Raw genomic sequence first — 18,439 nt, forward strand, 5'->3', positions numbered from 1 at the left:
CCCACGTTAGAACCTGACGTTGACGTCAGAGGCAAGGTGCGCGATGCGGGTCACAGTCGGCTGCCGAGCGTACGTCTGAGAGAAAATTTCACATTTACATCTATGAATGAGGTGTGACCTTTCTTACACTCGCCGGGACGGTGATCAAGCGAGGGGGTTCCTATGGCGAGACTGCGCAAGCTGGCCGCGGGCTTACTGGTGCTCGGGCTCGTCGGAGGGCTTCCCGCGCCCGCCGTCGCTGCTCCGGCCTGGGCCCCGGCCCACGACCTGGAGGGCGCGTGCGTGACGCTCCAGGTGTACGACGGGTCGGCGTCGCGCGGATACGTCCAGCGCGCCTCGGTCGGCTACGGCTTCACCGGCGCGGCGTCGAGTGCCGAGCCGTTCCGGTTCGAGGCCACCCAGCTCGGCCGCTATCTGCTGCGGGACTCCACCGGCAAGCCGCCCTACCAGAGCGTCCTGGGCTGGGTGTGGGCCGGTGACGCGTACGGCGACCGCGCCGACTGGACGGTCAGCGTGGCCGACGGCCGCTACCGTTTCGTGTCCACGGCGACCGGCCAGCAGCTGGGCGTCTACCTCGGCGGGCTCGGCGCGGGCAACGCCGGCTCCACCGTGGCACTCGCGCCGGCGAACGGGTGCGCGGCCGTCCCGGACATCGCCACCGGCGTCAGCGGAACCGCTGCCCCCGGCGTGGACGCCAACGGCAAAATGGTCGGCTGGATCGACGCCCACGCGCACATCACCGCGGCCGAGGCGTTCGGCGGATCGCTGCACTGCGGGGACGCGTACGCGCCCGGTGGCGCGCCGGTCGCTCTCGAGGGCTGTCCTTCGCACGCCACTCTCGGCTGGGGCGCCCTCCTCGAGGCGATCATCGCCGGCACCGATCCGATCAACTCGGCCGAGGACGGCTGGCCCACCTTCGGCGACTGGCCGCAACACGACACGATGCTGCACGAGGCCTCGTACTTCCGCAGCCTGGAACGTGCCTGGCAGTCCGGGCAGCGGGTGCTCAACGTGCTGCTGGTCGCGAACCGGGTGATCTGCGGGCTGACCCTGGAACACACGTCCTGCGACGAGATGGACCAGATTCGGGCCCAGGCCACGTATCTGCGCCAGATGCAGGACTATGTGGACGCTCGGAGCGGCGGCCCCGGCAAGGGCTGGTTCCGCCTGGCCACCACCCCGGCCCAGGTACGCCAGATCGCCGCCCAGGGCAAACTGGCCGTCACCATCGGCGTCGAGAACTCCGAGATCTTCGGCTGCCGCGAGGTCGACGACGTGCCGCAGTGCACCCGGGCCCAGATCGACGCCGGCCTCGACGAGCTGGCGGGCATGGGCGTCAGCGGAATCTATCCCGTGCACAAGTTCGACAACGCGTTCGGCGGCACCCGCTTCGACGAGGGGGTCACCGGCGCCGCGGTCAACGTCGGCAACCTGATCTCGACCGGCCACTGGTGGCAGGCGACCTCCTGCACCGGGCCCTCCGACAACGAGCAGCCGCTGGTCAGCGACGACTTCGCCCGGCTGCTGCAATTCGGGGTCGGCCTGCCGGCCGGCGCGATCCTGCCGGTGTACCCGAGCGGCAAGATCTGCAACGTCCGGGGCCTGACCGAGCTCGGCCGCTATCTCGTCGAGCGCATGATGGACCGCGGCATGATCATTCACCTCGACCACATGAGCGTGAAGGCCGCCTCGGCCGTGCTGGACATGGCCGAGCAGGCTTCGTACCCGGGCGTCGCCTCGGTGCACAGCTGGTCCGACCCGTCGATGGTGAACCGGCTGCTCGGAGTCGGCGGCTTCGTCGCCGGCTATGCGTTCTCGGCCACCGGCGACGGCCAGGACACGCCCACCTTCCTCGACGAATGGCGGGCCAACAAGGGCCTGGCCAACGGCTCGAAGATCAGCGGGTACGGCGTGGGCACCGACGTGAACGGGCTGGGCACCCAGGCGGCGCCGCGCCTGGACGCCGGCGCCCGCCCGCTCACCTATCCGTTCACGGCGACCAACGGCACGCGGGTGGCCAAGCAGGTCTACGGCTCCCGCACGTTCGACCTCAACACCGACGGCGTGGCCCAGTACGGCCTGTACGCGGACTGGATCACCGACCTGATCAACCAGGCCGGCCCGGACGCGACCCTGCTGCGCCGGCATCTGCTCAGCGGAGCGGAGGCGTACACCGTGATGTGGGAGAAGGCGCGAGCCTGACCCTCGTCGATCGCAGACCCGCCCGCCCCGGCGTTCGCACAAGCGCCGGGGCGGGCGTCACTCGTCCTGGGCGCTCAGCAGCTCGCGGGCCAGCTTCTTGGCTCGGACCAGCACGTCGAACTGAGCCTCGTTGTGGAGCTCCCGCATCGCGTCGTCGAACGTCTGCCGGGTGACGGATTTGCCCTCCAGCACGTGCCCCATCGGGTTGTTGTTCATCCAGGGATAGTCGCGCAGGGTCTTCGCGATCTGCGGCGCGAACTTCTCGGCCAGGTTCTGACGGGTCGCCTCGTCGGCGTCGGCCGGCAGGGAGTCGAAGTCGTCGTCGGCCGCGGAGTGGTCCTCGGCCAGCAGGCGCTGCAGGTCGGCCAGGGCCTTCTCGTCGTAGACCTGCGCGTATACGTGGACGATGGAGCGATCGGCCTCGGACAGGCGGGCCGCGACGGACTCGAAGCCCGGCGGCGAGTCCGGCGGCGCCTTTTCCCGCAGGATGGCGGCGATGTCCTCCCGGGCCTTGGCCAGCCGCTCGATGGCGGCCGCGTGCTCGGTGTCGACCTGGCGCAGCGCTTCGGGGGAGCCGTCCCCGTCCGCGGTCAGGGCTTTGATCCGGGTGAGCGGCACGCCCAGCTCGACGAGCCGCCGGATGCGCAGCAGGCGGACGAGATCCGCCGTCCCGTACTGCTTGTAGCCGTTGTGGCGGCGATCGGGCTCCTCGAGCAGGCCGGACCGGTGATAGTGGCGGATCGTGTTCACCGTCGTGCCGGCGAGCCTCGCCAGCTCGCTGGTGCTCCAGGCCACGTCGCCTCCTTCCCGCGCATCCGGGGTGCGGGCCGGGCCACGGGCGATAAGTACCGGCCGGTACGGAAGGCGTAGAGCTTAGCAGCCGGCCGGCGGGCCGTGGGTGCAGCTGAGGCGACCGTCACGTGCGCGGACCGGTCGGTACCGTGACGGGATGAGTGGCGCCCGCAGCACAGCGATCGGCAGGCCCCGGGGCTTCGACACCGATGAGGCGCTGGAACGTGCCATGCGGGTGTTCTGGCAGCGGGGTTACGAGGGCGCGAGCCTGACCGATCTGACCACCGCCATGGGCATCACCAAGACCAGCATGTACGCGGCCTTCGGCAACAAGGAGGAGCTGTTTCGCAAGGCCCTGCAGCGCTACTCCGACGGCCCGGCCCGCTACATCGAGAGCGCGCTGGCCGAGCCGACCGCGCGCGCGGCCACCGAGGCGATTCTTCGGGGAGCCGTCCGCACCTCGACGTCTCCCGGCGACTTCGCGGGGTGTCTGACGGTGCAGGGCGCCCTGCCCTCGAGCGACGGATGCCGGTCCGCGCACGATGTGCTCGTCGAATGGCGCAACCAGGCCGGCGCGCGTCTCGAGCAGCGTTTCCGCCGTGCCGTCAGGGACGGTGACCTGCCGCGCGGCACGAAGCCGAAGCGCCTCGCCCGTTTCGTCATGACGGTCGCCTTCGGCATCTCGGTGCAGGCCGCGAACGGTGTCGGCCGCGACACGCTCGACGAGATCGTCGACCACACGATGCTGACCTGGCCCGGCTGACCGAGGGGCCGCGGTGGGCCCCTCGGTGTACGAAACCCTCAGAGGGTGCTGACGAGCCCGCCGTCGATCGCGAAGTCGGAGCCGGTGATGTTGGCGGCCCGGTCGCCGGCCAGGAACACCACGAGGTCGGCGACCTCCTCGGGGCGGGTGAACCGCCCGGTCAGGGAGTCGCCCGCGGCCCGGTCGGCGACGGCGTGCGGATCGCCGCCGGTGGCCTTCGCGACCGTCGCGGCGACTCCGCCGTCCCCCAGCCACAGCGCGGTGGCGACCGGACCGGGACTGACCGTGTTCACGCGCAGACCGGCCGGCCCGTACTCCTTGGACAACGACTTGCAGAGGCTGGCGAGCGCGGCCTTGGCCGCGCTGTAGTCGATCACCAGCGGATCCGGCAGCACGGCGTTGACCGAGCTGACCGTGACGATGCTCGCCGCCCCGCGCTCGACCAGCCGGGGAATCGCGGCCCGGGTCATGCGCACGGCGGTCAGCAGGTTGATCCCCAGCGTCGTCTCCCAGTCGGCGTCGGTCACCGACAGGAACCCGCCGATCCGGGGCCGGACCGCGCCGACGTTGTTGACCAGGACGTCGACGCCCCCGAAGGCGGCGACCGCGGCCGCGACCACCGCGTCCGGCGACTGCGGATCGGTGAGATCCGCCGGAACAGCCACCACCCGGCCGGTTTCCTCGAGTTCCTTCAGCTCGGCCGATCCGCCCTTCGAGACGGCCACCACCGACGCGCCCTCGCGGGCGAACGCGGCCGCGACGGCCAGGCCGATGCCCCGGCTGGCGCCGGTGACGATCACGCTCTTGCCGGCTACTCCCGCGTCCATCAGAGGGACTGCCCTCGCAGCCAGACCAGCGCGGTCTCGGCGACTTCACGCCAGCCGCTGTCGATCGTCAGCGAGTGGCCCCGGTCGGGGAACTCGGTGATGTCGGTGACGGCCTCGGAGTGCCGGTACTGCTTGAGCGTGGCCCGGACAACCGATTCCGGCACCGTGTGGTCCTTGCCTCCGGTCATCAGCAGCAGCGGGCCGCGCGACTGGTTGGCCGTGTCGACCTTGGCCGGTGAGTGCGGGTCGAAGTTCGCGGCGGCCGCCTCGAACAGCGGCTTGCCGGGGGCCGGGATGGTCCACTTCTCGAACAGCGCGTCCGATTCGGCTTCCGGGATCGCGTTGCCGAACGCGAACCGGAACTGATCGGGGGTCAGGGACACCGCGCGGTGCTTGTTGGCCGGGTTCTTGAAGACGGGGAGGGTGGCTCGCAGCGCGGACAGCGGCAGGGGCAGCACGCCCTTGATCTGAGCGGCGTCGATCGCGACGGCCGCCCGGGCCAGATCCTGCCCGAGCAGCTTCTGCGCGATCATGCCGCCGAAGGAGTGGCCGATGAGGATCGGCGCGGAGTCCAGGGAACGGATGACCTGCGCGAAGTGCTCGACCACGTCGTCGATGCCGTGGTCGGCGATGCTTTCGGGCGTCTCGCGGGCCTCGGCCACCGTGTCGGGATCGCCGGGCCAGCCGGGCGCGATCGGTGCGTACCCCTGCGCGCTGAACATCTCGACCCAGGGATCCCAGGAGGTGGCGTGCAGCCACAGGCCGTGGATGAAGACTACGGGTGTCGGTGTCGTCATGAGGGTCAGCCCAGCACCCCGGGCCGGTTCTCCGAATCAGGGAAAGACCACAGTCCCGGCGTACGTCTTGCGCGGACGAACCCGGGATTCCTAAGGTCGACGAGCCGCCCGGGCACCGAGGAGCGATCGTGACCAGTGGTGAGACCGCGACGCTTTTCGTCGGCCGGGCGACGGAGTCCGAACGGTTGCGGACGTGCGCCGACGAGGTCCGAGGCGGAACTTCGCGGCTGGTCGTCGTCGAGGGCGAGGCCGGAATCGGCAAGACCGCTCTGCTGCGCAGTTTCTCGGCGTCGCTCGACGACTTCACCGTCCTGCGGGCCACGGCCGATTCGTCCGAGATCGATCTCCCGTACGGCGTGATCGGGCAATTGACGCGCGGTGCCGGCCGGGCCGCTCTCGACGACTTCCCGTTGCTGACCGCTCCCGCGGCCGGGACGGGCCCGCACGTCATCGGCGGGCAGTTGCTGCTCCTGCTGGGCGAGTTGCAGCAGCCGGGCCGGCCGGTCGCGATGATCGTGGACGACCTGCACTGGGCCGACCGGCAGTCGACCCGGGCGCTGGGCTTCGTCCTGCGCCGCCTGTGGTCCGACCACGTCCTGACGGTCCTGGCCACCCGCCCGGCCGGCGTTTCCGCCGACGAGTCGCTGGACCGGTTGCTGCGATCCTCGGACCGGACGGCGACGATCGATCTGGGCGGCCTGGCCGGTGACGAGGTCGCGCGGCTCGCGCAGGTCATGGTCGAGGGCCCGCTGACGCCGGGGCTGAGCGAACGGTTGCACACCTACACCCGTGGCCACCCGCTGCACCTCCGGACGGTGCTGGCCGAGGTGCCGGCGGACGTGCTGCGCGACGACGGCCTGCGCCGCTGGCCGGTGCCGCGCTCGCTGCTGGTCGCCATCAACGCCCAGCTCGACCGTCTGCCCGGCGACTCCCGTGAATTGCTGGAGGCGATGGCCGTCCTGGACGCCCGGATGCCGCTGTCGGCGGCCGGCCGGCTTGCCGCGCTGCCGGATCCGGCCCAGGCGCTCGGTCCCGCTCTGACGGCCGGCCTGGCCGTGTGGTGGCCCAACGAACCGCAGAGCCCCGTCGCCCTGGTGCACGCCCTGCAGCGCGACGCGATCTACGACGCGCTCAGCCCCGAACGGCGGCGCACCCTGCATGCCGGCGCGGCCGGGCTCGTGGGCACGGCGGCGAGCTGGGCCCACCGCGTCGCCGCCGCGGCCTCCACCGACGAGGGCCTGGCCACTGATCTCGAGGCATCCGGCCTGACGGAGGCCGCGAGCGGGCGCAATGCCATCGCCGCCACCCACCTCCGGTGGGCCTCGGCGCTGTCGGCCGGCCGCGACGATCGTGAGCGGCGGCTGCTGACCGCGTGCGCTCAGTCGCTGCTGACCCTGCGGGCCGACGCCGTCCTGCCGCTCCGGCCGCAGGTCGAGGACTGCGCGCCGGGACCGCTGCGCAGCTGCGTCCTGGGAATCATGGACATGATGACGGGCCGGATCCCGAGCGCCGAGGCGCATCTGAACCAGGCCTGGCAGGAAGCCGGCGCCGGCTGGGTCGCCGCGCTGGCCAGCCTGTTCCTGGCTCAGATCACGATCGCCGGCGGCCGGGGCGCCGAGACCGTGCGGATCGCCCGCCGGACGCTGGCGATCGGCGACCTCGACCCGGCGACGACCGACCTCACCCGCGCCCTGCTGGCGACCGGGCAGATGTGGCACGAGGGTCCCCGGGCGGCGCTGGCGGAGCTGACGCATCTGCCGGTGGAGAGTCACGACGTACGCGACGACAACCTCGACACCTTGGCCACCCGGGGAGTGATGCGGCTGTTCCTGGGCCGGCTGCCCGCGGCGCGCGCCGATCTGCGGACCGTCGCCCTGCGCGACCAGCAGGGTGCGAACTCCCGGCTCGGGCCCGTGACGCTGGCCCTGCAGTCCGTCGTCCACTACCTCGCCGGTGAATGGGACGAGAGCGCCTCCGCGGCGGACCGGGCCCAGGCCGTCGCCGCCTCCCAGGACCAGCTGGCCTTCGACGCGGCGGCCCGGTTCGCGGCCGTCTGCGTCGACGCCGGCCGGGGGGAGTGGGACAGCGCGCGCCGCCGGCTGGACGAACTCTCCCGCATCGTGCAGACCTTCGGGTCGCCGCCCGACATCGTCTACTCGTCCCTGGCCGCGGCGACGGTCGCGCAGGCCCGCGCCGACTTCGCCGGCATGCGCCTCTCGTTGGGGCCGCTGCTCGACGACACGGGCCGGTCCGGCCTGCGTTACCAGCCCTTCCGGCTGTGGCAGCAGTCGCTGCTCGTCGAGGCGCTGACCGGCATCGGCGAGCTCGACGACGCCGAGGCTGTGCTGCACGACCTGCGGGCGGAACATGACAGCGGCGGTTATCTGCGCGACGTCGTGGCCCGGCTCACCGGCCAGCTCGCCGAGGCCCGCAACCGTCCGCGCGATGCCGTGGAGGTCTATCGTGACGCTCTCACGGTCGAGGTGGACGCCGATGTCGCGCCGCTCCACCGGGCTCTGCTGGAACACGCGTACGGCAAGCATCTGCTGGCCACCGGGTCGGCGTCCCGGCGCGACGCGGCGACCTGGCTCACCCGGGCGCACCGTCGCTTCACCGCGCTGCGGGCCGCGCCTTTCCTGGAGCGGTGCGAACAGGACCTGGCGGCCGGCGGGCTGACCGCCGCCGAGAGCTACCCGGGCCGCCCGCTCACGCTGACCGAGCGCGAACTCTCGGTGGCGCACGTCATCGCGAACGGGCGGACCAACCAGGAGGCCGCCGCCGAGCTCTACGTCAGCCAGAAGACCGTCGAGTATCACCTGTCCCGCATCTACGCCAAGCTCGGCATCTCGTCGCGCCGGCTGCTCGCCGACGCTCTGCGCGCCGAGGGCGTCTGACCCTGGGTCCGGGATTTAGGGTTTTTCCCTGGCGTCCCGGAGCCGCCCCGGGTGGTCCCCTGGAGCCCAGGCAGAGCTGGGGGGTGATGCCGCTATGGGGATGCCGGACCGATCGGTCCCGTTCGTCGGCCGTCACGACGAGCAGCGCGTCCTGGCCGGCCTGGTGGCCGGTGTCCGGGACGGGCACAGCGGCACGCTGGTGGTCGTCGGCGAGCCCGGCAGCGGCAAGACGAGCCTGCTCGACCAGGTGGCCGCGAGCTGCCCGGACGTCGGGGTCGTCCCGGTCGCCGGGGTCGAGTCGGAGATGTGCCTCGGCTACGCGGCCCTGCACCGCCTGCTGCGACCCTGGCTGTCCGGCATCGACGCGCTGCCCGATCCTCAGCGCGATGCCCTGCGTACGGCGTTCGGCCACACGGCCGGCGCCACGGCCGACCGCTACCTCGTGGGCATGGCCACCCTGACCCTGCTCGCCGGCGCCGCGGCGCCGCAACCCCTGCTCTGCGTGATCGACGACGCGCAGTGGCTGGACCGGGAGTCGGCCGACGCCCTCGCCTTCGTCGCCCGCCGCCTGCACGCCGAGGCCCTCGGGCTGCTGTTCGCCACCCGCCAGCACGGCCGGCCCTCGGTCGACGGGCTGCCCGCGCTCGTGTTGGGCGGACTTCCCGGGGAGGACGCCCGCTGCCTGTTGTCGGCGGTCGTCTCCGGTCACCTCGACGCCGCAGTCGCCGCGGCCGTCATCACCGGCACCGGCGGCAACCCGCTGGCCCTGATCGAGCTCGCTCGCACCCTGTTGCCCGGGCAGCTGGCCGGCACCGTCCCGTTGCCCGCGCCGCTGCCGGTCGGCGTGCTGCTCGAAACGCACTTCCTGCGCCAGATCCAGCCGCTTCCGGCCGAGACCCGGTCGATCCTGTTGCTCGTCGCCGCCGCGCCACCCGCGAACCCCTCCCTGCTGTGGCGGGCCGCCGGGCACCTGGGAATAGCCGCCGACCGGGTGGACCTCGCAGTGTCGGCCGGTGTGCTGACCGCCTCGCTGGATTTCCGGCATCCGCTGATCCGCTCGGCCGTATACCGGGGCGCCGAGGCGGCGGACCGGCGGCTCGTGCACGCGGCCCTCGCCACCGTGTACGACCCCGAGCTCGATGCCGACCGCCACGCGTGGCATCGCGCGCAGGCCACGGCCGGGCTCGACGAACAGGTGGCCGCCCTGCTCGAGAAGGCCTCCGAAAGCGCCCGGTCGCGCGGCGGCCATGCCGAGCAGGCCGCCTTCCTGTCGCGGGCGGCGGACCTCTCGCCCGATCCGCGCGCGCAGGGCTCGCGCCTGGTCGCGGCAGCTCGCGCCCACCTCGTGCTCGGCGATCCGGTCGCCGCGGCCCGGATGCTCGACCGCGCCGAGCCCGGGCTGGACCGGCCCGTGCCGCGAGCGCTGGCCCGTCAGGCCCGGGCAACGGCCGAGATGTACGCCGGCCGCTATGCCGCTGCGCCCGGGATCCTGCTGCAGGCGGCCGCGTCGATCGCCGGCCTGGACGCCGCGCTGGCCCGGAAGCTGATGTTCGAGGCGATGCAGGCCGTCCTGATCGCCGGCGATCAGGCCACCGCACCGGCTCTGGCTCGTGCGGTGCTGGCTTCACCGGCGCTGCAGGCGGCGCGGTCGACGTACGCGGACCTGTTTCTGACCGGCTGCGCCACCCGCCTCGCCGGCGACTACCGATCGGCCGTGCCGCTGCTGCGTGGCGCGCTGACCGCCCTGGCCGCGGAGGGCGGGCCGGCCGAGGACGGACTGCCGCTCGCCGCGGCCGGCCTGCTCGCCGCCGACGACCTGTGGGACGACGAGGCCGGCCGGCGGGCGTGGATCAAGCTCGAGGCGTACGACCGCGCGAGCGGAGCCCTGGGAAGGCTGCGGACCGCCCTGGCGGTCGGCGCCACCTGGGAGCTGCGAGCGGGTCGCTTCACCGCCGCCGAGGCGCTCCAGGACGAGCTGTCCGGCCTGGTCGCGGTCGTCGGGCAGCACCACAGCGGTGTCGCCTCGCGGATCGAGCTCCTGGCCTGGAGCGGGCGGGCGGCCGAGACGCGGGCGATCGCGGCCCGCGCCGGCGACCTCGACGACCTGGCCCGCAACGCGCTGGCCGTCCTCGAGCTCGGTCTCGGCCGGTACCCCGAGGCACTGGCCCACCTACGATGCACTTTAGACAGTGATCGGCCGGGCGCGGCCACCCGGTCGCTGCACGAGATCGTCGAGGCGGGCGTGCGGAGCGGAGACCACGAGGCGGCGAAGGCGGCCCTCGCGCGGATGGACGAACGGGCCCCGGTCAGCGGCACCGCATGGGGACTGGGCCTGCTGGCCCGCTGCCGGGCCCTGATGGCGGACGACGATCAGGCCGAGGCGCTGTATCGCGAATCGACCGAGCTGCTCGGCCGCACCCGGATCAGAACCGAGCTGGCCCGCAGCCACCTCCTGTACGGCGAGTGGTTGCGCCGGCGCCGGCGACGGGCCGACGCCCGGGTCCAGCTGCGAACCGCCCACGAGATGTTCACGCGCATGGGCGCCGCCGCTTTCGCCGGCCGCGCGCGATCCGAACTGCTGGCCACGGGCGAGCGGCCCCGCCCCCGCAGTGAGCGCTCCGACAGCGGCCTGACCGCGCAGGAGAGGCAGGTCGCCGGTCTGGCGGCGGCCGGCGCGACCAACAGCGAGATCGCCGCCCGGCTGTTCCTCAGCACGTCCACCGTCGAATACCACCTGACCCGGATCTTCCGGAAGCTGGCCATCACCTCACGCCGCCGGCTGGCCGCCGCCCTGAGCGACGGGGCCTGAGGCCTGTTTCAGCCACGTCTCGACGGGCTCGATGATCGCGCGCGGGCTGCGGCGGGCCCAGGTGAAGTGGTCGAAGCCTCCGGACGCGGTGGCGGGCACGGTGATCTGTTCCACCGGTCCGCCCACCCGGCGGGCCAGGTGGGCGACGGCCGCGGGCGGGATCAGCCGGTCGCCGTCCAGAGCGAGCAGCAGCGACGGCACCCGGGAGCCGCTCAGGGCCGCCTCGTAGTCGGTGGGGTCGCCGGCGAGGTGGTATCGGCCGTGCCGGGCCTCGTACGCCCAGTCGCGCATCATCGACCGCGGCTGCCGGCCGCCGAATCGCAGCAGATGACCGGGCCAGTGACCCGCCGCGCGGGACACGCCGCCCACGACAGCGACGCCCAGCCGTCGCTGCCAGCGCCGGTGCGCCGGCAGGTGCAGGGGAGCGCTGGTGCCGGTGGCGATCGCGACGACCGCGGCCGGGCGGACGGTTCCGCCGGCGGCGGCGAGCAGGGCGATCTGACCGCCCAGGCTGTGGCCCACCAGCGCGACGTCCGGAGCGCCCAGGGCCCGGGCCAGCTGCACCGCGGCCGGAAGGTCGCCGCGGATCAGGTCGGAGTAGCCGAACCGGGCCCGGCGCAGGTCGCCGACGCGGCTCTCGGGCATGCCGCGCCACTCGACACCGATGACGTGGCGTGCCCAGGCCTGGAACAGGGGCTCGTAGTAGCCGATCGGAACGCCCAGCGCGGGAAGGAAGACGATCGACGGCCCGGACGACGGCGCGTGGTATTCGCGAACGCCGATGACGGCATCGGCCAGCGGGATGCGGTGTGTCCGTGTGCCCGTCACCCTGTCGTCCGTCCCTGGTCGAGAAAGGGGGTCAGCAGTCCGGGGACCGCGGCGTCGGCCACGTCGATGCCGGCGCCCGCGGCCACGTCCCGGATGGCGTAGGCGCCGGAGCCCGCGGCCGTGGTCGCCCGGACGGTGATCAGCCCGGCCCGGCGCTGGAACAGTGACTGGCGCACCGTCCAGCCGATGATGCCGCGACGCTGGAGGGCGACCGTGCTGCGGCGGACCGAGCCGCTGCGGGCCACCAGGTATTCGCCGTGGATGCCGTGGCCGAGGCTGCGGTAGGCGTCCAGGGCGAGGGCCACGGCCACCGGCACGGCGACCGTCGCGGTGATCCACGCGAGGTGCAGGAGCACGTCGGTGACGAGCAGGCCGAGCACGATCAGCGGCAGTTCGCCGGCCAGCACACCACCCAGCGCCCAGCTCAGGCGGCGCCCGCGCGCCGCGACGGGATGCGGCGACAGGTGGGCCGCCTCGGTCGGTGCGACCGGTTCGCGTACGACGTCGGCCGCGACCCGCCGGGCCAGCGCTCCGGGCGCGGGCGGCAGCAGGGTGCTGTGCTGAGCCTTGTCCTGTTCCACCCCGGTCGCCATGCCGGTGGCCACGACATCCACCCGGGCCGCTCCGGCCAGCCGGTTGCCGAGCGGCTCGACGACCTCGACCCCCCGCACCCGCTGCTCCTCGACCGAGATGGACCGGGTGGTCAGCAGCCCTCGCCGCACCCGCAGAGTGCCACCCGGCTCGCGCTCGAGCCGATAGCCCCACCACCTCTCGGCCCACAGCCCGAGCGCGCCGATCGCCCCGGTCACCAGCGCCGCCACCACCAGCACGGCGATGCCCCCGAGCACGCCCAGGCCGCTCAGCCGGTCGATCGTCCACTCGACGAGCCCGCCGGACAGACCGAACCAGTCGGCCACGTTGAGCAGGCCGCCGACCGCGGAGAAACCCAGCAGGGGCGCGACGAACGACAACGGCGCGTACCGGATCCAGGCGGGATCGAGCACGGCGAGCGTGCCGCCGGCGCCCGCGGCGGCGGATCGGTCGAGCAGCGTACGACGCAGTTCGTCGCCGGTGGCCCGGGTGACCGGCCCCAGCCGCACGGTCCCCTTCTCGGCATGCTCGCCGGTGCCTATCCGCACCGACACCAGCCCGAACACTCGCAGCAACGGATTGGCGGTGACATCGACGGTGCGGATCCGGTCGCGTTGCAGGGAGCGACGATTCCGGATGAGCATTCCCGTGTGCAGCTCGACGCGATCGGGACCGATCCGATACCGGCTGAACCGCAGGCGCAGCCATTCCGCGAGCGTTCCGGCCACCACGATCACCACCGCGCCGGGCAGCACCCAGCCCAGCGCGACCGCGACGGAGATGTCGGCCAGCCCGACCGCCGTCGGCACGCCGGCCACCACCGCGACGCCGAGCATGAAGATCGCGGCCACCGGCACGGCCCGCCGGTCGAGCCGGCGCCAGTCCGGGCTCACGTGGCATCACCCGGAACGGCCTGGGTGGCCTCGGTGAGCTGCTCGGCGACCTCCTCGGCACGGGCGTGGTCGAGGCCGGGCATGGTCACCGCCCCCTTGGCCGACGCCGTCGTCACGACCACGGTGGCCAGCCCGAATCGCTGCTCCACCGGGCCGCGCCGGGTGTCCACGGTCTGGATACGGGACAGCGGCGCCACCCGCCATTCCTGCCAGAACCAGCCCGTACGGGTGTAGACGGCGATGTCGGTGACCTCCCACCGGTGCACCCGGAACCACCAGCGGGGGAGTGCCACCACGGCGACCAGGCCGGCCGCCGCGATGACCGCGGCCGGGGCGAGCAGCCATAACCGCGCGGGCGCGATCAGCACGCCGAGCACGACCAGCACCACAACCGGCGCGGCGAACAGCAGCACCAGGTTGGTCGCCCACCAGCCGACCGCGCGCCGATCGACCGGATGACGCGGCGGCCGCAGCCGCACGCCACTCGCCGATGCCGTTGCGGGCCCAGCGCCACCGGTCATGTCACGGTCCCCCGGCGTCGTAGACAGCTGGCGGCTCCACTCTATAGCCGGGTGCCACCGGCCCGGACGGGTCGATCCGGCACGGGCCCGGCCGTTCGTCGCCTACGGTTCGGTTTCGATGGCGAACGAGGCCCAGACGTGTTTGGCGTCTCCGGCCGGGTACCAGCCGATATCCAGCGACATGGCGCGGGCGATGGGCAGGCCGCGGCCCCGATGGTCGGCCAGGGCGGCGGCGGTGTCGACCGGGGCGTGGTGGCGGTCGTGGTCGGCGACGTCGAGGACCAAGCGGTCGTCGTGGCGCAGGAGCCGGACGGTGGTGGGTGGAAGACCGTGTTGCAGAGCGTTCGTGGCGAGCTCGGTGGCGACCAGCACGATGCGCTCGAAGACCTCTGCCAGCACCTCGTCGCCGGTCGGCCCCAGCTCGGCGAGCACCTGATCCAATGATCTCCGGAGCGAGCGCAGATCGTCGGGGCGTACGAGCGACCAGCGCCGCAACTCGACGGTGTGCGGCGGGGGACGGGACTTGGTCACCTCGGTCATCCTTCAGATGTGCCCTCCCACGGCGGGGTCAAGCGCGGAAGCCGGCATGACCTGATCAGGGCGTGCCGGCCACCGACCAGATCGGGCCGGCCGACCGGCATGATCCGGTGACCCTGAGGTCAGCGGCTCGACCGGGCCTCCCGCAGCGGCGCTCCGACCTCGTGCAGGTGGCGAAGGGCCTGCCGGTAGGACTCGATGAGGCCGGTCTGCTCGTACGGGACACCGATCTCGGCGCAGTACTGCTGGACGATCGGCTGCGCCTTGCGCAGGTTCACGCTCGGCATGGCCGGGAACAGGTGGTGCTCGATCTGGTAGTTGAGGCCGCCCAGCGCGACGTCGACGAACCATCCGCCGCGGACGTTCCGGGAGGTCAGGACCTGCTTGCGCAGGTAGTCCTCATCGCCCGTGGGGTGCGGCATGCCCTTGTGGTTGGGCGCGAACGTCATGCCCAGATAGACGCCGAACAGCGCCTGGTGAACCACCATGAAGGCCAGCGCCTGGAGCGGCGAGAGGACGATGAACAGCGCCGAGAAGTAGGCCGCGGCGTGGACGATCAGCAGGCCGATCTCCAGGCCCGGGCGTTTGACGGTGCCGGCTCGGATGGCCTTGAGGCTGGAGATCTTCAGGTCGAGGCCGAGCAGGGTCAGCAGCGGGAAGAAGAGGCCGGCCTGGTGGCGGGTGACGAAGGCGGCCAGGCCGCGGCGGCCGAGCGCCGATTCGCTGGCCCAGATCAGCACCTCGGGCGCCACGTCCGGGTCGAGGTCGTCGTGGTTCGGGTTGTTGTGGTGGCGGGTGTGCTTCTCCATCCACCAGCCGTAACTCATGCCGACACCGAGGTTGCCGGCGATGCGGCCGGCGATCGCGCTGGGACCCTTGGTGCGGAACACCTGCCGGTGGGCCAGATCGTGCGCGACCAGGGCCAGCTGGGCGAACGCCACGGCGAGCACCGCCGCGACCGCCAGCGTCCACCAGGACGAGCCGACGAGGAAGAACGCGGTCCAGCTGCCGGCGGCCAGCAGGCCGACGAGCGTCAGACGCAGGACGTAGTAGACCGGGCGGCGCCGCATCAGGTCGAGCGCGCTGACCCGGCGGTTGAGTTCCGCGAAGTCGCTGCCGGCGGCGGGGGGACGCCGGAGTGTGGAAGCCGTCATCGGTCCATCGTCGTCGCTGCGGGCCGGCGGATCAGGAGTGCCAGGCCCCAGTTCCGATTGGGGTGCCAGCACTCCTGCGGTGTCGCCACCGCCCGTCCTCCGCCGACCGGCGGCGCGGGATGATGGGGTCATGCTCTTCCGGATTCGTGTGCGCACCGGCCTTCGTGCGATCGGGCACGGCGTGTGCGCGACCGGTCTCGGGTTGCTGAACGTGCCGGTGCTCGCCCTGTGGTTGATCGGTCTGGTCCTCAGCCCGATGCCCGTGCTCGGCGCCGATCTGCTCCACGTGACCACCGTGGTCGTCCGGTGGCGGGCCGACCTCGAGCGGCGCCTCGGCGAGCTGGCCGGGGTGCCCATCCGCCGGCCGTACCTGCCCTCGCCCGACCGGGCCGAGCAGGGGGGCCGCCGATGGGTGCGATGGATCATCACGGACCCCGCGACCTGGCGTGACATGTCCTGGCTGCTGCCGGGCGCGTTGGTCAGTGTGGTGCTCGGCCTGATCACGGTGGCGATTCCGGCGTACGGTCTGGCCGGGGTCCTCCTGGTCCCGCTGTGGCTGTTCCTGGGTGACGTGTGGTTCGGGTACGGCTTGTTCTGGCCGGTCGCGAACCTGGCCGAGGCCTGGCTGGCCCTCCCGCAGGGGCTGATCGTCATCGCGGGCGGGCTCGTCGTGGCCCCACTGCTGCGCCGGGTCGATGTGCTGTTCGCCCGGCTGTTCCTCGCGCCCACCTCGGCCGCCGAACTGCGGCTGCGGGTCGCCCACCTGACCACCACCCGAAGCGACACGATCGACGCGCAGAGCGCCGAACTGCTCCGCATCGAGCGCGACCTGCACGACGGCGCCCAGGCCCGGATGGTGTCGGTCGGCATGACGATCGGGCTGGCCGAACGGCTCGTCCGGCGCGATCCGGACGCGGCGCTCAAGCTCCTGGCCGAGGCGCGCGCGTCCAGCACGGCCGCCCTCGTCGACCTGCGCCACCTGGTGCAGGGAATACATCCGCCGGTGCTCGCCGAGCGCGGCCTGGAGGGGGCCGTACAGGCGGTCGCGCTGCACATGCCGGTGCCCATCGAGGTCACGTCGCAGCTGCCCGGCCGGCTCGAGACGCCGATCGAATCGGCCGTCTACTTCGCCGTGGCCGAGGCTCTGACCAACATGGCCCGGCACAGCCGGGCCCACTCGGCCTGGGTGCGCATCCGTCACGTCGAGGGGCTGCTCGCGGTCGATGTCGGCGACGACGGTGTCGGCGGCGCCGACGCTGCCCGCGGCACGGGTCTGCGCGGTGTCGAGCGTCGCCTCAACGCCTTCGATGGCACGATGACGATCTCTTCGCCGCCGAACGGCCCGACCGTCGTGACCATGGAGGTGCCGTGCGCGTTGTCATCGCCGAAGATCTGACGTTGCTGCGCGACGGGCTGACCCGCCTGCTCGAGGCGTTCGACTTCGAGGTCGTCGCCGCCGTCGACAACGGGCCCGCGCTGCTCCCGACCCTGCTGCGCGAGCGCCCGGACGTGGCCATCATCGACGTGCGGCTGCCACCCACGCACACCGACGAGGGGCTCAAGGCCGCCATCGCCGCCCGTACCGCGATTCCCGGTCTCCCGGTGCTGGTGCTCTCGCAGCACGTCGAGTCGCTCTACGCCCGGGAACTGCTGACCGACAGCGGTGGGGGAGTGGGCTATCTGCTCAAGGAACGGGTGTCCGACGTCGAGCAGTTCGTTCAGGCGGTGCAGCAGGTGGCCGCGGGCGGAACGGCCCTCGACCCCGAGGTCGTCACCCAGTTGCTGGGTCGCCGGGAACGGCTCGCCGGCCTGACCCCGCGGGAGCAGGACGTCCTCAAGCACATCGCCGAGGGGCGTTCGAACGCGGCCATCGCGGGCCGGCTGTTCATCACCGAGAAGGTGGTCAGCAAGTACATCAACAACATCTTCACCAAGCTCGGCCTGCCCCCGTCGGACGACGACAACCGGCGGGTCCTGGCCGTCCTCAGATACCTCGGCGGCTGATCCGCCTACTTGGTGCTGGGTGGTGCGGCGACGTCGAAGGGATGACGCAGCGTCTGCATGGTGCTGCCCTCGCGGTCGGATGCCCGGGCGGCGGGCGGCTTCTGCTCCGCCGAGGGCGGTGCGAGGAACGTCGCCGTGTGATCGTGGGCCGGGGCGCTCTGCGGCGCGGCGTCGGCCGACTGCCGATCGTGGCTGAATCCGCCGGGGACCGATGCGGGCCGGGTGGCGGGGGTGTTCGGTGACGAGGCTGTCACTATCGGGCAGTGCCTTCCTGGAAAGGCGCGTCGTTAAGAAGGCACGGGCCGTGGGGCACGGCCATCACGAAAACGAACCTGAGGAAAAATGAACAATGAGAATTTGCTACACGGCGGCCCGCTGAACCAGTCGGGCCGCCGCGGTGAAGCGTGGATCAGATTACGCGGATATTCGAGGCCTGGGGGCCCTTGGCGCCCTGAGTGATGTCGAACTCCACTCGCTGGTTCTCGTCGAGGCTGCGAAAACCGCTGGCCGAGATCGCCGAGAAATGGGCGAAGACGTCGGCGCCGCCGTCGTCCTGGCTGATGAAGCCGAAGCCCTTGTCGCCGTTGAACCACTTCACAGTGCCTGTAGTCAAGTCTGCTCCCAGTAGGGGTGTCGGGGACCGCTTGGTGCGGAACCGCATGCCGCCGCGTTGATCACCCCGCGTCGAAACCGACACGAAAAACGAAAAAACGCCTGGACGGGTTTCAGATAACCCATCAGGCGCCGAGAACGTCCAAGGAAATCAAAACTGCAACTGTGCCACCGTAACACAGAATTCTGCGAGCCCTTCTCTGACGCGCTCTCGT

General features: G+C 72.2%; 16 protein-coding genes. 6 read left to right on the plus strand and 10 right to left on the minus strand.

The annotated features are described in order from the left end of the window. Positions 1-162: 162 nt before the first annotated feature. A complete protein-coding gene (locus KXC43_RS28425; protein ID WP_221379219.1) occupies positions 163-2,202 on the plus strand; it encodes an amidohydrolase family protein in 2,040 nt (679 codons plus the stop codon). A gap of 57 nt (positions 2,203-2,259) precedes the next feature. Here KXC43_RS28425 and KXC43_RS28430 read toward each other — a convergent pair whose 3' ends face one another. Continuing rightward, positions 2,260-2,997 carry a helix-turn-helix domain-containing protein gene (locus KXC43_RS28430; RefSeq protein ID WP_221379220.1) on the minus strand — a complete coding sequence of 246 codons (738 nt, stop codon included), beginning with the start codon at positions 2,995-2,997 and terminating at the stop codon, positions 2,260-2,262. A 154-nt stretch (positions 2,998-3,151) separates the two neighbouring features. Between KXC43_RS28430 and KXC43_RS28435 the strand changes: the two genes are divergently transcribed. Next, positions 3,152-3,757, plus strand: a complete 606-nt coding sequence (locus tag KXC43_RS28435) for a TetR/AcrR family transcriptional regulator (RefSeq protein ID WP_255644937.1) — start codon at positions 3,152-3,154, stop codon at positions 3,755-3,757. Between the two features lie 38 nt (positions 3,758-3,795). On the opposite strand, the gene KXC43_RS28440 is transcribed toward KXC43_RS28435, so the two are convergent. Next, on the minus strand, positions 3,796-4,584 hold the full coding sequence (locus KXC43_RS28440) for an SDR family NAD(P)-dependent oxidoreductase (protein WP_221379221.1): 789 nt from the start codon (positions 4,582-4,584) through the stop codon (positions 3,796-3,798). Then, positions 4,584-5,381, minus strand: a complete 798-nt coding sequence (locus tag KXC43_RS28445) for an alpha/beta hydrolase (RefSeq protein WP_221379222.1) — start codon at positions 5,379-5,381, stop codon at positions 4,584-4,586. The genes KXC43_RS28440 and KXC43_RS28445 overlap by 1 nt, the downstream gene beginning before the upstream one ends. Positions 5,382-5,509: 128 nt before the next feature. Between KXC43_RS28445 and KXC43_RS52835 the strand changes: the two genes are divergently transcribed. Both KXC43_RS52835 and KXC43_RS28455 read left to right on the plus strand, forming a co-directional pair. Continuing rightward, positions 5,510-8,275, plus strand: coding sequence for an ATP-binding protein (locus tag KXC43_RS52835; RefSeq protein WP_221379223.1), 2,766 nt, complete (start codon positions 5,510-5,512; stop codon positions 8,273-8,275). 94 nt (positions 8,276-8,369) lie between these two features. Continuing rightward, positions 8,370-11,084, plus strand: coding sequence for an ATP-binding protein (locus tag KXC43_RS28455; RefSeq protein WP_221379224.1), 2,715 nt, complete (start codon positions 8,370-8,372; stop codon positions 11,082-11,084). Here the strand turns inward: KXC43_RS28455 and KXC43_RS28460 are convergent. The 5 genes from KXC43_RS28460 to KXC43_RS28480 form a co-directional block, all read right to left on the minus strand. Continuing rightward, positions 11,043-11,912, minus strand: a complete 870-nt coding sequence (locus KXC43_RS28460; protein WP_221379225.1) for an alpha/beta fold hydrolase — start codon at positions 11,910-11,912, stop codon at positions 11,043-11,045. The genes KXC43_RS28455 and KXC43_RS28460 overlap by 42 nt on opposite strands. Then, positions 11,909-13,396 (minus strand): PH domain-containing protein, encoded by a 1,488-nt coding sequence (locus KXC43_RS28465; protein ID WP_221379226.1) that lies wholly within the window; start codon positions 13,394-13,396, stop codon positions 11,909-11,911. Before KXC43_RS28465 ends, KXC43_RS28460 begins: the two co-directional genes overlap by 4 nt. Further along, positions 13,393-13,917 (minus strand): PH domain-containing protein, encoded by a 525-nt coding sequence (locus KXC43_RS28470; protein ID WP_221379227.1) that lies wholly within the window; start codon positions 13,915-13,917, stop codon positions 13,393-13,395. Before KXC43_RS28470 ends, KXC43_RS28465 begins: the two co-directional genes overlap by 4 nt. Before the next feature lie 102 nt (positions 13,918-14,019). Further along, positions 14,020-14,457 (minus strand): ATP-binding protein, encoded by a 438-nt coding sequence (locus KXC43_RS28475; protein WP_221379228.1) that lies wholly within the window; start codon positions 14,455-14,457, stop codon positions 14,020-14,022. Positions 14,458-14,576: 119 nt separating this feature from the next. Then, positions 14,577-15,608, minus strand: a complete 1,032-nt coding sequence (locus KXC43_RS28480; protein ID WP_221379229.1) for a fatty acid desaturase family protein — start codon at positions 15,606-15,608, stop codon at positions 14,577-14,579. Between the two features lie 130 nt (positions 15,609-15,738). Between KXC43_RS28480 and KXC43_RS28485 the strand changes: the two genes are divergently transcribed. Beyond that, entirely contained in the window at positions 15,739-17,004 is a 1,266-nt protein-coding gene (locus KXC43_RS28485) for a sensor histidine kinase (RefSeq protein WP_221379230.1), read from the plus strand. After that, positions 16,977-17,612, plus strand: a complete 636-nt coding sequence (locus tag KXC43_RS28490; RefSeq protein ID WP_221379231.1) for a LuxR C-terminal-related transcriptional regulator — start codon at positions 16,977-16,979, stop codon at positions 17,610-17,612. The genes KXC43_RS28485 and KXC43_RS28490 overlap by 28 nt, the downstream gene beginning before the upstream one ends. Before the next feature lie 5 nt (positions 17,613-17,617). Here the strand turns inward: KXC43_RS28490 and KXC43_RS28495 are convergent, their stop codons facing one another. Continuing rightward, on the minus strand, positions 17,618-17,866 hold the full coding sequence (locus KXC43_RS28495; RefSeq protein WP_221379232.1) for a hypothetical protein: 249 nt from the start codon (positions 17,864-17,866) through the stop codon (positions 17,618-17,620). 155 nt (positions 17,867-18,021) lie between these two features. Then, positions 18,022-18,225: a cold-shock protein gene (locus KXC43_RS28500; RefSeq protein WP_221379233.1), complete on the minus strand. Its 204-nt coding sequence runs from the start codon at positions 18,223-18,225 to the stop codon at positions 18,022-18,024. Between the last annotated feature and the right edge of the window lie 214 nt (positions 18,226-18,439).

Source organism: Paractinoplanes polyasparticus, from assembly GCF_019710575.1.
Taxonomy (GTDB): Bacteria; Actinomycetota; Actinomycetes; order Mycobacteriales; family Micromonosporaceae; genus Actinoplanes; species Actinoplanes polyasparticus.

Excerpts from the sequence above, each read along its gene's own strand:
- KXC43_RS28440 (WP_221379221.1), bottom strand. The coding sequence starts at position 4,584 with ATGGACGCGGGAGTAGCCGGCAAGAGCGTGATCGTCACCGGCGCCAGC.
- KXC43_RS28435 (WP_255644937.1), top strand. The coding sequence starts at position 3,152 with ATGAGTGGCGCCCGCAGCACAGCGATCGGCAGGCCCCGGGGCTTCGAC.
- KXC43_RS28470 (WP_221379227.1), bottom strand. The coding sequence starts at position 13,917 with ATGACCGGTGGCGCTGGGCCCGCAACGGCATCGGCGAGTGGCGTGCGG.
- KXC43_RS28455 (WP_221379224.1), top strand. The coding sequence starts at position 8,370 with ATGGGGATGCCGGACCGATCGGTCCCGTTCGTCGGCCGTCACGACGAG.
- KXC43_RS28485 (WP_221379230.1), top strand. The coding sequence starts at position 15,739 with ATGCTCTTCCGGATTCGTGTGCGCACCGGCCTTCGTGCGATCGGGCAC.
- KXC43_RS28475 (WP_221379228.1), bottom strand. The coding sequence starts at position 14,457 with ATGACCGAGGTGACCAAGTCCCGTCCCCCGCCGCACACCGTCGAGTTG.
- KXC43_RS28480 (WP_221379229.1), bottom strand. The coding sequence starts at position 15,608 with ATGACGGCTTCCACACTCCGGCGTCCCCCCGCCGCCGGCAGCGACTTC.
- KXC43_RS28445 (WP_221379222.1), bottom strand. The coding sequence starts at position 5,381 with ATGACGACACCGACACCCGTAGTCTTCATCCACGGCCTGTGGCTGCAC.
- KXC43_RS28425 (WP_221379219.1), top strand. The coding sequence starts at position 163 with ATGGCGAGACTGCGCAAGCTGGCCGCGGGCTTACTGGTGCTCGGGCTC.